This is a genomic window from Mesorhizobium loti, assembly GCA_014189435.1.
Lineage (GTDB): Bacteria > Pseudomonadota > Alphaproteobacteria > Rhizobiales > Rhizobiaceae > Mesorhizobium > Mesorhizobium loti_G.
In genome coordinates, this window is the sequence record CP050293.1 from 4049893 (window position 1) to 4064404 (window position 14512).

Genomic DNA, 14512 nt, shown 5'->3' on the forward strand with positions numbered 1-14512 from the left:
TCGCTGTTGACTATGCCTCAACCTTTCGCCGTGCGCTTGGTCTTCTTGGGATCGTCGAATGGCAATGGCTGGGCGGTGGCCTTGATGGCACCGCTCTTGTTGCGGATTTCGAGCTTGGTGTCCTTGACCGCGCAGTCGACGTCGAGGCGGGCGATGCCCATCGATTTCTTGACCAGCGGCGAATACATGGCGCAGGTCACCACGCCGACTTGCCTGCCGTCGCGATAGACCGGAGCGCCCTCATCGGCCGGCTCCTTGCCGTCGAGCAGAACACCATAGATCTTGAAGCGTTCCTTGCCTTTCAGGCGGTAATGCTCCTCGGCGCCCCGGAAACCCGTCTTGCCGGGGCTGACGGTGAAGTCGAGGCCGAGTTCCCACAGCGTGTCGCCGGGGCCTTCATTCTCGAACGGATACTTTTGGGAATTGTCGTAGGGATAAAAAAGCAGATAACTTTCGACGCGCAGCATGTCGAGCGTGGTGAAGCGGCATGGAATGATGCCGGCGCTCTTGCCTTCGTCGAGGATCCTGTCCCAGATCGTGCCGGCATCCTGGCCGCGGCAGAAGATCTCGTAGCCGCGCTCGCCGGTATAGCCGGTGCGCGAGATCATGACGGGCAAGCCGAACAGCTGCGTCTGCATGTGATGGAAATAGTTGAGGTCGCGAATACCCGGCACGTGCTTGGCGAGGTAGTCGACTGATGTCGGACCCTGCAGCGACAAATCGTGCAGATTGTCATCGAAGCGCAGAGAGACATCTCGTCCTACCGAAGCACGCTGCAACTCCTCATGGCCGGTGCCGGAGCCATGCACGACCATCCATGCGTTGGGACCGGTGCGGTAGAGGATGCAATCGTCGGTGAATTTTCCCGCTTCGTTCAGCATGCAGGCATAGGCCGACTTGCCGGGGTAGATCTTTTCGACATCGCGCGTCGTCGCCAGGTCGATCAGGTGTGAGGCATGCGGTCCAGTGATGTGGACCTTCTTGAGGCCGGAGACATCCATCAGGCCGGCCTTGGTGCGGATGGCGATGTACTCCTCGTCGGCATCCTTGTCGTAGGTCCAGGCGGTTCCCATGCCGCTCCAGTCTTCGAGCTTCGAACCGAGCGCGCGATGGCGATCCGCCAGGGTCGAAAATCTCCAGGATGCCGTCATCCGCTCGTCCTCCGTTTCGAAAATTCTTTAGCTGTTCCCTGCCCCCTGCGCAGCGGCGGGAGCTTTGGCCGAATATTGACCGCAAACCTCAGGGCGCCGCAATACCCATAAGCAATTAATTTCATTGTCAGGCAAAATTCATCTCGCGAAGCAAACGGTTAACCCGACGTAAATCGCGCTTGACAATTGCGAAATTCGGACTGAATTTATGAAAAAAATTTCACTCTCTTGAAAGAGGGCAGCGAGCGGCCAATTCGGGGTCGAGCGTTGGAAAAAGGGGAAAACCGATGTCAGACATGCAGCAGCGCATCGAAGCGCTGTACCGTTCCGACGTGCGCGGATCCGCGCTCCTGATCGTCTGCCTGTGGGCGACGATCCTCTTCGTTCTCCTCATGACATGGCCCTACATCCCGCACGGCGGCATCAAGGCCGTGGTCGCGATCGCCGCCGCCGCCGTGCTGATCTTCAACACGGCCGCGATCCTGGCGATGGTCAAGCACTACAAGGAAGACAAGGAATTCATCTACGGGCTCGATATCAAGAACGCCGACGCGTTCCGCAACCGCAAGTCCTGAGGGGTAGAAGAGATGTCCCGCTACACGCCACCGGAGCAGAGCAAGGCCGGGCAGGTTTTCGACATCGCCGTCGTCGTGGTCGCCATTTTCGTGGCGCTGTGGCTGCCGCTGAAGCTCGGCCTTGCCGGTGCGGCGAAATCCATCGACGCGCTCGACGCCAAGACGTGGGAAGCGCTCGGCCAGAACCCGACAATGGCGTCGATCTGGGAAAAGCTCGGCTACACGCCCGAGACCGCACACGACATCATCCAGAACCGCTTCCACTATGTCATCGACTGGCCGACGCTGATCATCATGGCCGCGGTGCTGATCGGCTATTTCGTCTTCCTGTTTCGCGCATCCGACCGTGAATATCGCGACGTCATCAACGAAAAATTCGACGACAAGTAAAGTTTTGACGACAAGCAGTTGGGGGACACGATCATGTGGGTGGCACTCTCTTACGCATGCTGGGGCATCTCGATCGTGCTCGCTTTGTGGATGCTCTACGACTGGTTCAAGGTCGACACGACCTTCTCCGAAGAGGTGCTGACCTCGTCGCGCGAAGGCGAGCTTGAAGCCGCTTCCGAAAAACACCGGATCTGAGTGGGGATTGAACAATGACGGTCACACTTGAACCGGCAGTTCACGGGGACAGGGTTTCACTGCTCCGCGTGCTTGGCCCCGCCCATGTCTGGGCGCTCGGCGTCGGCATCGTTCTGGTCGGCGAATTCACCGGCTGGAATTTTGCCGCCGACAAGGGCGGCGCGCTGGCAGCACTTATCGTCTGCTGGGTCGTCGGATTGCTCTACACCTCGGTCGCGATGATCGATTCAGAGGTCACATCGACCGTCGCCGCCGCCGGCGGCCAGTATGCGCAGGCCAAGCACATCGTCGGACCGCTCATGGCGTTCAATGTCGCGCTGTTCCTGGTCTTTGCCTACACGATGCTCGAAGTGTCCGACGCCATCCTGCTTGGCGACACCATTGTCGCCAAGGCGGGGGTCGAAGGGCTCACCCACAATTCCTTCATCGCCGCAACCATCGTCGTTCTGGCGTGGCTGAACTATCGCGGCGTGCTGATGACGCTCAACGTCAACTTCGTCATCACCGCGATCGCCTATGTCTCGATCGTCATCCTGTTCTTTTCGGTCAGCCCGTGGACGCAAGGCGCGGTGCTGAAGCTGAACGAACTGGTCACTCCCGGCAATGCGCTCCCCTATGGCTGGATCGGCGTCATCGCCGCCTTCCAGTTCGGCATCTGGTATTATCTCGGCATCGAGGGCACCACGCAGGCCGCCGAGGAAGTGCGCTCGCCGGCGCGTTCGCTGCCCTACGGCACCATGGCCGGCATGATCACGCTTTTGATCGCCGCCGCCATGACCTGGTACGTCTGCGCCTCGATGATGCCATGGGAATATCTCGGCATCACCTATTATCCGCTGTGGGACGCGGGCAAGCTGACCGGCAGCCCGCTACTCGAGAACCTGCTGTTCGTCGCGACGCTGCTTGCCGCGCTGGCGTCGGCTAATGGCTGCATCAACGATGCGGCGCGCGCCTGGTTCTCGCTCGGCCGTGACCGCTATCTGCCGACATGGTTCTCGGCCGTGCATCCGAAGTATCGCACGCCGTATCGCTCGATCCTGTTCCTGTTGCCGATCGCGCTGGCCTTCGCCTTCATCGCCGACCTCAACCAGGCGATCACCTTCTCGATCCTGTCGGGCGTGCTGCAATACACGTTCATGAGCATCAACATCATCATGTTCCGCAAGAAGTGGCCGCTGGGTTCGATTCGGCGAGGCTACACGCACCCCTTCCATCCGATCCCGGCCATCGTGCTGTTTTGCCTGTGCGTGGTGACCTTCTTCGCCATCTTCCTCGGCTTCGGCTCGCAGCTGATCGCCATGGTCGCCTTCTATTTCCTGATTTCGCTGTGGTTCCATTTCTATCGCTACAAATTCGTGCGGCGCGGCGACCAGTTCACCATGCCGTGGCCGAAGCCGCAGGGTTATTGATGGGAGTAGGCCCGTCCGGATCCCTGGCGGGCCTGGCATGAGAAAATGTCCGAGGTGACATCAGCACTGCTGGCCGGGGCCATTGTCCTGGCTCTCGTCCTCCACCTTGCCTGGCAGGCGCGTGCCAGTCGCAACAGGGCATCGATGGCGCTCGCCGTCGAGCAGGGCCGCATCCGCACAGTCGTCGCCAACGCAGCCAATGTTTCGGACGGCACCGCCGGCGTCATCACCTGGGAAGGATCCTGGAACAGCCAACGCGTCCAGGTGCGCACCATCGTCGATACGCTGGCGACGCGGAAACTGCCGGCGCGCTGGCTCAGTGTTTCGATCATCGAAGAGGTCGCGGTGCCAGCGACGTTCGACATGATGATGCGGCCGGGCTCGCCGACGACCTTCTCCAATTTCGATCATCTTGAGCATACGCTGCCCAAGGCGCCGGGATTTCCTGCCGAGGCCGTGCTGCGCACCGACCGCAGGGCGGCGCGCTTTCCACAAGGCCTCATCGCCAGCCATATCGAGATCTTCTCCGAAGGGCGCGCCAAGGAACTGCTGATCACGCCCAAGGGTATACGCATCGTCTGGCTGCTGGCCGAAGCCGAGCGGGCGCGCTATGGCGTGTTCCGGCAGGCCGAATTTGGCGACGCCACACTCGACCCCGCGCTGATCGAAAGACTGCTGGTGTCGGTGTCGGCGCTTCGCGACGCGATCAACAAAAGCGAACGGCAGGCCGCATGACCAATTCCATCACTGCGCCCACCAACCCCTATCTGGTTCTCGGCGCTGCAATCGTGCTGCCGGCAAGCGGCCACGTCATTCTCGGCGTGCCGGTGCGCGGCCTGCAGTTCCTTTTCTTCATGGTGATCCTGGCATGGGTGACAGCCAAGATCGCACCGCCGGACGCCAGCTTTGTCGGCCGTCACGCCGGCGGGTTCCTGATCTATGCCTTGTCGATCCTCGACGCCTACAAGATCGCCCGCATTCGCACCGCCAAATGGGTTCACAATGCCCGGCGAGACGGTGACAGTGCGCAGAGCGGCATTGGGCCGCATACGTAACTAGAGGAAAATTTTTTTCATATGATTGAATTTATGGGACTCATTCGATACATCATCTCTTAGCTGCAAACGATCTCTTCGCTACAAAACACCGGGAGGCTGACATGTGTGGAATTGTCGGACTGTTTTTGAAGGACAAGTCGCTGGAACCCCAGCTTGGTGCGATGCTGTCGCAGATGCTGATCTCGCTCAGCGATCGCGGTCCCGACAGCGCCGGCATCGCCATCTATGGCGCGCCCTCCAAAAATGAGGCCAAGATCACCATCCAGTCGGCCAAGCCCGACCGCGATTTCCGCGGCCTCGAGGCTGAGCTCGCGACGGCCATCGGCACGCCGGTGACGATCGCGGTGAAATCCACCCATGCGGTCGTCAGGACCACGCCCGCCAAGATCGACGAGGCGCGCGAAACCATCCAGGCGCTGCGCCCCGACATCCGCATCATGGGCGCCGGCGACGTGGTCGAGATCTACAAGGAAGTCGGCCTGCCCGAGGCGGTGGTCGATCGCTTCGATGTCCGCAAGATGACCGGCACGCATGGCATCGGCCATACCCGCATGGCGACGGAATCGGCGGTGACGACGATGGGCGCGCATCCGTTCTCGACCGGCGCCGACCAGTGCCTGGTGCACAATGGCTCGCTGTCGAACCACAACAATGTCCGCCGCGAGCTGATCCGCGAAGGCATGAAATTCGAGACCGAGAACGACACCGAAGTGGCGGCCGCCTATCTCTCGTCGCAGATGGCGCATGGCAAGAATCTCGGCGAGGCGCTGGAAGGTACGCTCTCCGACCTCGATGGCTTCTTCACCTTCGTCGTCGGCACCAAGAACGGCTTCGGCGTGGTGCGCGATCCGATCGCCTGCAAGCCCGCCGTGATGGCCGAGACCGACCAGTATGTCGCCTTCGGCTCGGAATATCGCGCGCTCACCAAACTGCCCGGCATAGACAATGCGAGGGTCTGGGAACCCGAGCCCGCAACCGTCTATTTCTGGGAGCATTGAGTTCATGCCGGCAACCAAGCTTTCAAAGACGGCGCACGACCACGCCTCCCGGGTCTTCGATCTCGATGTGTCGTCGTTGCGCGAACTCAACCAGGCACTGCACAACCTGGCTTCCGGCTCGAATGAAACGGCATGGGAAGTGTTGAACCCGAAAGGCAGCCATTCGGTCGCCGTCGGCGTCGACCAGCCTGTTGCCATCGATGTGCGCGGCAGCGTTGGCTATTACTGCGGCGGCATGAACTCGGGCAGCACGATTACCGTGCATGGTTCGGCAGGCCCCGGCGTCGGCGAGAACATGATGTCGGGCTCGATCACCATCAAAGGCGACGCCAGCCAATATGCCGGCGCCACCGGCAAGGGCGGCCTGCTGGTCATCGAAGGCAACGCCTCGTCGCGCTGCGGCATTTCGATGAAGGGCATCGACATCGTCGTACACGGCAATATCGGCCACATGTCGGCCTTCATGGCGCAGTCGGGCAATCTGGTGGTGCTGGGCGATGCCGGCGACGCGCTGGGCGACTCCATCTACGAGGCACGGCTGTTCGTGCGCGGCAAGGTCGACAGCCTGGGTGCCGACTGCATCGCCAAGGAGATGCGGACCGAGCATCTGGAATTGCTGCAAGGCCTGCTCGACCGCGCCGGCGTGACCGGCGTCAAGCCGTCGGAGTTCAAGCGCTATGGCTCGGCGCGTACCCTCTACAATTTCAATATCGACAACGCCGACGCGTATTGAGGCAGCATGACCTATCGCAACCCGCCGACGACGCCGCGCAAATCCGCGACCTTCGACGACTACACGCTTTCCGAGATCCGCCGCGCCGCGGCGACCGGCATCTATGATATCCGCGGCGCCGGCGCCAAGCGCAAGCTGCCGCATTTCGATGACCTTCTGTTCCTCGGCGCCTCGATCTCGCGCTATCCGCTCGAAGGCTATCGCGAGCGCTGCGACACATCAGTCGTGCTGGGCTCTCGCCATGCCAAGAAGCCGATCGAGCTGAAGATCCCGATCACCATCGCCGGCATGAGCTTCGGCTCGCTGTCGGGCCCGGCCAAGGAAGCCCTCGGACGTGGCGCGACCCTGTCGGGCACCTCGACCACCACCGGCGACGGCGGCATGACCGAGGAAGAGCGCGGCCATTCCAAGCAACTGGTCTATCAATATCTGCCGTCGCGCTATGGCATGAACCTGCGCGATTTGCGCCGCGCCGATGCGATCGAAGTCGTCGTCGGCCAGGGCGCCAAGCCGGGCGGCGGCGGCATGCTGCTTGGCCAGAAGATTTCCGACCGTGTCGCTGAAATGCGCACGCTGCCAAAGGGCATCGACCAGCGCTCGGCCTCGCGCCATCCCGACTGGACCGGACCCGACGATCTCGAGATCAAGATCCTCGAACTGCGCGAAATCACCGACTGGGAAAAGCCGATCTACGTCAAGGTCGGCGGCGCCCGCCCCTATTATGACACAGCGCTTGCCGTGAAGGCCGGCGCCGATGTCGTCGTCGTCGACGGCATGCAGGGCGGCACCGCGGCAACCCAGGAAGTGTTCATCGAAAATGTCGGTATGCCGACGCTTGCCTGCATCAGGCCGGCGGTGCAGGCGCTGCAAGACTTGGGCATGCACCGCAAGGTGCAGCTGATCGTCTCCGGCGGTATCCGCAACGGCGCCGATGTCGCCAAGGCGCTGGCGCTCGGCGTCGACGCGGTCTCGATCGGCACGGCCGCCCTCGTCGCGCTCGGCGACAACGATCCCCGCTGGGAGGCGGAGTATAACGAGCTCGGCACCACGGCCGGCGCCTATGACGACTGGCACGAGGGCCGCGATCCGGCCGGCATCACCACGCAGGACCCCGAATTGATGAAGCGGGTCGACCCGGTGGCCGCCGGACGCCGGCTGGCGAACTACCTCAAGGTGATGACGCTGGAAGCGCAAACCATAGCGCGTGCCTGCGGCAAGAACAGCCTGCACAATCTCGAACCCGAGGACCTCGTCGCGCTGACGATCGAGGCAGCCGCCATGGCCGGCGTGCCGCTGGCCGGCACCAACTGGATACCGGGGAAGAACGGCTTCTAATCAACGAAGGGCCGAAGCCCACACGCTCTGGGGCCACAATCGACAAAAAATGGGGAACTTCCGTGACAGTTGATCTTGCAGAATTCGCAAGGGCGAAAAACGTCAAATATTTCATGATTTCCTACACTGACCTGTTCAGTGGCCAGCGTGCCAAGCTGGTGCCGGCACAGGCAATCGCCGACATGCAGAAGGACGGTGCCGGTTTTGCCGGTTTCGCCACCTGGCTGGATCTGACGCCGGCACATCCCGACATGCTGGCGGTGCCGGATCCGGATTCGGTGATCCAGCTGCCGTGGAAACCGGAAGTGGCCTGGGTGGCCGCCAACTGCATCATGGACGACAAGGAGGTCGACCAGGCGCCGCGCAACACGCTGAAGCGGCTGATCGCGGAAGCCGCCAGCGACGGCATGCACGTCAAGACCGGCGTCGAGGCCGAGTTCTTCCTGATCTCGCCGGACGGCAAGACGATTTCCGACGAATACGACACGGCCTCGAAGCCCTGCTACGATCAGCAAGCGGTGATGCGGCGCTACGACGTCATCGCCGAGATCTGCGACCACATGCTGGCGCTCGGCTGGGGCGCCTACCAGAACGACCACGAGGACGCCAACGGCCAGTTCGAGATGAACTGGGCCTTCGACGACGCGCTGGCGACCGCCGACAAGCACTCCTTCTTCAAGTTCATGGTCAAGTCGATCGCCGAGAAGCATGGCCTGCGCGCGACCTTCATGCCCAAACCCTTCCAGGGCCTGACCGGCAATGGCTGCCATGCCCATATCTCGGTGTGGGACAAGGCCGGCGAGACCAACGTCTTCGCCGACAATGCGATGGAACTCGGCCTCTCGGCCAAGGGCAGGAATTTCCTCGGCGGCATCATGAAGCATGCCTCCGCGCTGGCCGCCATCACCAACCCGACGGTCAATTCCTACAAGCGCATCAATGCGCCGCGCACCATTTCGGGCGCGACCTGGGCGCCGAACACGGTGACCTGGACCGGCAACAACCGCACCCACATGGTGCGCGTGCCCGGCCCCGGCCGCTTCGAGCTGCGCCTGCCGGATGGTGCTGCCAACCCCTATCTCCTTCAGGCGGTCATCATCGCGGCCGGGCTCGACGGCATCCGCTCGAAGGCCGATCCCGGCAAGCGCTATGACATCGACATGTACCAGCATGGCCATACGGTGAAGGGCGCGCCCAAGCTGCCGCTCAACCTGCTCGACGCCTTGCGCGAGTTCGACAAGGACAAATCGCTCAAGGCGGCGCTTGGTGAGGAATTCTCGTCGGCCTACCTAAAGCTGAAGCACCAGGAATGGAATTCCTATGCTTCGCACTTCACGCAATGGGAGCGCGACCACACGCTGGATATCTGACCACCAGCGCGACGCGAGCGACCTCGGAATGAACTGATGAAATATTCTATCTTCTCGCTCGCCCGCGCCGCCCTGTCCGGCCACAAGAACTGGCAGCGCACTTGGCGCGACGCCACGCCGAAGGATCGCTACGACGTGGTGATCATCGGCGGCGGCGGCCACGGGCTTGCCACCGCATGGTTCCTCGCCAGCGAGTACGGCATCAAGAATGTCGCCGTGCTCGAAAAAGGCTGGATCGGCTCCGGCAATGCCGGCCGCAACACCACCATCATCCGCTCCAATTACGGCTTGCCCGGCAACACCGGCTTCTACGAATTGTCGATGAAGCTGTGGGAGCGGATGGAGCAGGACCTCAACTACAATGCGATGGTCAGCCAGCGCGGCGTCATCAACCTCTACCACTCCGACGCACAGCGCGACGCCTATGCGCGGCGCGGCAACACCATGCGGATCAACGGCATCGACGCCGAACTGCTCGACCTCGCCGCGGTCAGGAAAATGATACCGTTCCTGAATTTCGACAATGCGCGCTTTCCCGTGCAAGGCGGGCTCTTGCAGCGGCGCGGCGGCACGGCGCGTCACGATGCGGTGGTCTGGGGCTACGCGCACGCAGCGAGCGCGCTCGGCGTCGACATCATCCAGAATTGTGAAGTCACCGGCTTCGTCAGGGAGGCCAATGGCAAGGTGACCGGCGTCGAGACCTCGCGCGGCAAGATCGGCGCCGGCAAGGTCGGCATGGCGGTCGCCGGCAGTTCGTCGCGCGTGGCGGCGATGGCCGGTCTGCGCCTGCCGATAGAAAGCCATGTGCTGCAGGCCTTTGTTTCCGAGGCGATCAAGCCGCTCATCCCTGGTGTCATGACCTTCGGCGCCGGTCATTTCTACGTTAGCCAGTCCGACAAGGGCGGCCTGGTCTTCGGCGGCGACATAGACGGCTACAATTCCTATGCCCAGCGCGGCAACATGCCTGTGATGGAAGACGTCTGCGAGGGCGGCATGGCGCTGATGCCGATGATCGGCCGCGTGCGGCTGCTGCGCCAGTGGGGTGGCATCATGGACATGTCGATGGACGGTTCGCCGATCATCGACAAGACGCCGGTCGACGGGCTCTATCTCAACGCCGGCTGGTGCTATGGCGGCTTCAAGGCGACGCCGGGCTCCGGTTTCGTGTTTGCCCATCTTCTGGCCCGCGATGTCCCGCACGAAGAGGCGGCACGGTTCCGCCTCGACCGCTTCCGGACTGGCGCCATGATCGACGAAAAGGGCCAGGGCGCCCAACCGAACCTGCATTGAAGGCGGTCTAGAACAGCATGCGCATTGTCTGTCCCTTCTGCGGTGAACGCGAACTCGGCGAATTCACCTATCTCGGCGACGCCAAGCCGGTGCGGCCCGAAGCCGGCGCCTCGGAAGACGAGGTCTTCGACTATGTCTATCTGCGCGACAACGTTGCCGGGCAGACCAGCGAATACTGGTACCATGGCGGCGGTTGCCGAGCCTGGCTGAAGGTCACCCGCAACACGCTGACGCACGAAATTTCGTCGGTTGAGCCGGCGGCGGGCGCCGGCGCTACGAAGGTTGGTGCGTGATGGCCGGCGCGCAGACACACCGGCTCGGCAATGGCGGCCTTGTCGACCGCTCGGCACCGCTGAACTTCCGTTTCGACGGCAAGGCTTTCTCCGGCTTCCAGGGCGACACGCTCGCCTCGGCGCTGATCGCCAATGGCGTCAAGCTGGTCGGCCGCTCGTTCAAATACCATCGCCCGCGCGGCATCCTGACATCCGGTTCGGAAGAACCCAACGCGCTGGTCGAGTTGCGCAGCGGCGCAAGGCGCGAACCGAACACCAAGGCGACGACGGCGGAGCTCTATGAAGGGCTGGAGGCCGCCAGCCAGAACCGCTGGCCGTCGCTGCGCCATGACGTGATGTCGGTCAACCAGCTGTTCGCGCCGATCTTCGTTGCCGGCTTCTACTACAAGACCTTTATGTGGCCGGCGAAATTCTGGGAAGCGATCTACGAGCCGGCGATACGCCGCGCCGCCGGCCTTGGCCGCGCCGCCGGCGTCGCTGATCCCGACCACTACGACAAGGCATGGGCGCATTGCGATGTGCTGATCGCCGGCTCCGGCCCGGCCGGGCTGGCGGCAGCATTGGCGGCCGGCCGCGCTGGCGGCCGCGTCATCCTGTGCGAGGAAGATTTCACGCTCGGTGGCCGCTTGCTGTCGGATGGCGGCATGATCGATGGTGTGCCGGCAGCCGAATGGCTGTCGCGGACGCTGGCTGAACTGGCTGACATGCCCGACGTCCGCATCATGACCCGCACGACGCTGTTCGGCGTCTACGATGGCGGCACCTATGGCGCGATTGAGCGGGTCAGCGACCATCTGCCCTCACCGCCCGAGCATCAGGTACGCCAGCGGCTGTGGCGGATCGTGGCCAAACGTTGTGTGGTCGCGGCCGGCGCCATCGAACGGCCTATCGTCTTTGCCGGCAACGACACACCCGGCGTGATGATGGCCTCCGCCATGCGGACCTATGTCGCGCGCTATGCAGCGACACCGGCAAAGCGCCTCGCGCTGTTCACCAACAATGAGGATGGCTGGCGCACGGTCGAGACCGCACTCAGTGCCGGCTTGCAGATCGCGGCGGTCATCGATGCACGGCCTGACGTGTCGCCGGCGCATCGTTCGCTGGCCTCCAAGGGCGGCTTCCCGGTGCTGCACGGTTCCGTCAGCGGTGTCGACGGCGGCAAGGACGGTGTCAGGAAAATCGCGGTGTCGCTGACCGGCGGCGCACGCGCCGAGGTCGAAGCGGACGGCCTCGCCGTTTCCGGCGGTTGGAACCCGGCCGTCGGACTGACCTCCTTCCATCGTGGCCGGCCGAAATGGCGTGACGACATTGCTGCCTTCGTGCCGGATGGCGCCCCTCCAGGCATGGTTGCCGCGGGTGCCGCCAATGGCGATTTCGGGCTCGGCGCCTGCCTGAGCCAGGGATTTGCCGCCGGCACGGCCGCCGCGCGTGACGCGGGGCACAATGGCACTGTGGGCACAGCACCTGTCGCCGACGACGAGGCTTTTTCGCTGACGCCGCTCTGGCATGTCGCCGGCAAGGGAAAAGCCTTTGTCGATTACCAGCACGATGTCACCGCCTCCGACATCGAACTGGCGCAGCGCGAAGGCTTTGAATCGGTCGAGCATCTGAAGCGTTACACGACGCTCGGCATGGCCACCGACCAGGGCAAGACCTCGAATGTCGCCGGCCTCGCCATCATGGCGGCGGTGAGCGGCCGGTCGATCCCTGAGACCGGCACGACGATCTACCGGCCTCCTTACGTGCCCGTCGCCATCGGCGCCTTCGCCGGCCATCATCGCGACGAGACTTTCCATGCGACCAGGCTGACGCCATCGCACCACTGGGCTGTGGAACAGGGTGCGATCTTCGTCGACACAGGCCTGTGGAAACGGGCGCAATGGTATCCGCGCGCCGGCGAGAAGGACTGGCTGGAATCAGTGACCCGCGAGGTCAAGGCGGTGCGCGGCGGCGTCGGCTTCTGCGATGTCTCGACGCTCGGCAAGATCGACGTGCACGGCCCCGATGCCGGCGCCTTCCTCGACCGCGTCTACATCAACACCTTCTCCGGTCTTGCTGTCGGCAAGGCGCGATATGGGCTGATGCTGCGCGAGGACGGCATCGTCTATGACGACGGCACGACGTCGCGGCTGGCCGAGGATCATTATTTTCTGACCACCACCACGGCCAAGGCCGGGCTGGTGATGCAGCATCTCGAATTCTGCCGGCAGGTTCTGTTCCCGGAGCTCGACGTGCAGTTGACTTCTGTCTCCGACCAGTGGGCACAATTCTCGATTGCCGGCCCGAAAACGCGAGACCTGCTCAGGGAAATCGTCGATCCGGCGGAGGACCTGTCGAACGAAGGTTTTCCGTTCATGGGCGCGCGCGAAGTGACGTTGCGCGGCGGCCTCAAGGCGCGGCTGTTCCGCATCTCATTCTCCGGCGAAATGGCCTTCGAGATTTCAGTGCCGGCGCGCTTTGGCGACGCCATGGCGCGCAATCTGATGCTGGCTGGGGCGCCATTCGGCGTGACACCTTACGGCACCGAGGCGCTCGGCGTCATGCGCGTCGAAAAGGGCCACATCGCCGGACCGGAACTGAGCGGCACGACGACGGCGGCCGATCTTGGCCTGGGCAAAATGATGTCGACCAAGAAGGATTATATCGGCCGCGTCATGGCCGGCCGCGAGGCGCTGGTCGCGCCGAATCGCCAGGTCGTTGTCGGCATCAAGCCGGTCGACAAGGCGCGCCGCCTGCGCTCCGGCGCGCACATCATTCCGAAGGGGCAGACACCCGGCCCAGGCAATGACCAGGGCTATGTCACTTCGGTCTGCTTCTCGCCGACGTTGGATCAGTGGATCGGGTTGGCGCTGGTCGAACACGGCCGCGAACGCATCGGCGAGATCGTCCATGCGCATGATCCATTGCGCGGCGAAGACTATGACGTCGAACTCTGCAATCCCGTCTTCTACGATCCGGATGGAGGGCGCCAGCGTGGTTGATTTTTCCTGGGTCCCTCGCAGTCCCCTTGAAAAGGCGCTGGTCACAGGCGCGCATGGTGCACGCGGTATCGAGGCCGGCGTCTCGCTGACCGAGATTCGCAATTTCGACCTCGTCCAGGTGATGGCGCGGCGCGGCAAAGCGGCCGAACTGGCAAAGGCGGCCAAGGCCCGTTTCGGCGTGGCGGCTCCGAATGCGCCGAAGGCGATCCTGGCCTCGGACGCTACCCTGATCTGTTCGGGTCCGGACCAGTTCTTCGTCTTGTCGAAGGGCGGCAAGCACACGATGCCAACGCTGGTGCCGGCATTGTCCGGGCCTGCCTCACTGTCCGATCAATCGCACGCGCGCGTGCTGATCAGCATTTCCGGAGCCAGGGCGCGGACGATCCTGGCCAAGCTGTCGTCGATCGATCTGCATGCCACAGCGTTCCCTATCGGCGCTGCAGCCGCAACGTCGATGGATCACACCAGCGTCACGCTCTGGCGCGGCAGAGACAGACCGGACGGAAAGGCGGTGTTCAATCTTCTGGTATTTGCGACCTTCGCCGAAAGCCTGTGGCACACGATGCTCGATGCGGCCGCCGAATACGGTGTCGACATCAGCCATTCCGAGGAACTGGGTTAGTTTCGACGCTCACCGGAGAAGCCAATTTTGAATCTCGGCGCTGCCCCTCATTGCCCTGCCGGGCATTTCTCCCCGTAAACGGGGCGAAAGACGCTGGCCGCAATGCCGCGCC

The 14512-nt window shown here is 63.1% G+C and carries 15 protein-coding genes; 14 read left to right on the top strand and 1 reads right to left on the bottom strand.

The window, feature by feature from the left end:
- Nucleotides 1-17 precede the first annotated feature (17 nt).
- Nucleotides 18-1151 carry an aminomethyl transferase family protein gene (locus HB777_19885; GenBank protein QND65940.1) on the bottom strand — a complete coding sequence of 378 codons (1134 nt, stop codon included), beginning with the start codon at nucleotides 1149-1151 and terminating at the stop codon, nucleotides 18-20.
- Between the two features lie 287 nt (nucleotides 1152-1438).
- Here HB777_19885 and HB777_19890 point away from each other — a divergent pair, with 287 nt between their 5' ends.
- The 14 genes from HB777_19890 to HB777_19955 all read left to right on the top strand — a co-directional run bounded on the left by HB777_19890 (nucleotide 1439) and on the right by HB777_19955 (nucleotide 14400).
- Nucleotides 1439-1726 (top strand): hypothetical protein, encoded by a 288-nt coding sequence (locus HB777_19890; protein ID QND65941.1) that lies wholly within the window; start codon nucleotides 1439-1441, stop codon nucleotides 1724-1726.
- Between the two features lie 12 nt (nucleotides 1727-1738).
- Nucleotides 1739-2116: a hypothetical protein gene (locus HB777_19895; GenBank protein QND65942.1), complete on the top strand. Its 378-nt coding sequence runs from the start codon at nucleotides 1739-1741 to the stop codon at nucleotides 2114-2116.
- A 33-nt stretch (nucleotides 2117-2149) separates the two neighbouring features.
- A complete protein-coding gene (locus tag HB777_19900; GenBank protein ID QND65943.1) occupies nucleotides 2150-2311 on the top strand; it encodes a hypothetical protein in 162 nt (53 codons plus the stop codon).
- A gap of 14 nt (nucleotides 2312-2325) precedes the next feature.
- A complete protein-coding gene (locus HB777_19905) occupies nucleotides 2326-3720 on the top strand; it encodes an amino acid permease (protein ID QND65944.1) in 1395 nt (464 codons plus the stop codon).
- A 45-nt stretch (nucleotides 3721-3765) separates the two neighbouring features.
- On the top strand, nucleotides 3766-4455 hold the full coding sequence (locus HB777_19910) for a hypothetical protein (protein ID QND65945.1): 690 nt from the start codon (nucleotides 3766-3768) through the stop codon (nucleotides 4453-4455).
- A complete protein-coding gene (locus HB777_19915) occupies nucleotides 4452-4775 on the top strand; it encodes a hypothetical protein (protein QND65946.1) in 324 nt (107 codons plus the stop codon). The genes HB777_19910 and HB777_19915 overlap by 4 nt, the downstream gene beginning before the upstream one ends.
- Before the next feature lie 104 nt (nucleotides 4776-4879).
- Entirely contained in the window at nucleotides 4880-5776 is an 897-nt protein-coding gene (locus HB777_19920) for a glutamine amidotransferase family protein (GenBank protein ID QND65947.1), read from the top strand.
- 4 nt (nucleotides 5777-5780) lie between these two features.
- Nucleotides 5781-6509: a protein GlxC gene (locus tag HB777_19925; GenBank protein ID QND65948.1), complete on the top strand. Its 729-nt coding sequence runs from the start codon at nucleotides 5781-5783 to the stop codon at nucleotides 6507-6509.
- Between the two features lie 6 nt (nucleotides 6510-6515).
- On the top strand, nucleotides 6516-7844 hold the full coding sequence (locus HB777_19930; protein QND65949.1) for an FMN-binding glutamate synthase family protein: 1329 nt from the start codon (nucleotides 6516-6518) through the stop codon (nucleotides 7842-7844).
- A 62-nt stretch (nucleotides 7845-7906) separates the two neighbouring features.
- Nucleotides 7907-9214 carry a type III glutamate--ammonia ligase gene (glnT, locus tag HB777_19935; GenBank protein QND65950.1) on the top strand — a complete coding sequence of 436 codons (1308 nt, stop codon included), beginning with the start codon at nucleotides 7907-7909 and terminating at the stop codon, nucleotides 9212-9214.
- A 36-nt stretch (nucleotides 9215-9250) separates the two neighbouring features.
- Nucleotides 9251-10504: a sarcosine oxidase subunit beta family protein gene (locus HB777_19940; protein QND65951.1), complete on the top strand. Its 1254-nt coding sequence runs from the start codon at nucleotides 9251-9253 to the stop codon at nucleotides 10502-10504.
- Between the two features lie 17 nt (nucleotides 10505-10521).
- Nucleotides 10522-10797 (top strand): sarcosine oxidase subunit delta family protein, encoded by a 276-nt coding sequence (locus HB777_19945; protein QND65952.1) that lies wholly within the window; start codon nucleotides 10522-10524, stop codon nucleotides 10795-10797.
- Nucleotides 10797-13778, top strand: coding sequence for a sarcosine oxidase subunit alpha (locus HB777_19950; protein ID QND65953.1), 2982 nt, complete (start codon nucleotides 10797-10799; stop codon nucleotides 13776-13778). The genes HB777_19945 and HB777_19950 overlap by 1 nt, the downstream gene beginning before the upstream one ends.
- A complete protein-coding gene (locus tag HB777_19955; GenBank protein QND65954.1) occupies nucleotides 13771-14400 on the top strand; it encodes a sarcosine oxidase subunit gamma in 630 nt (209 codons plus the stop codon). Before HB777_19950 ends, HB777_19955 begins: the two co-directional genes overlap by 8 nt.
- The last annotated feature ends 112 nt before the right edge of the window (nucleotides 14401-14512 follow it).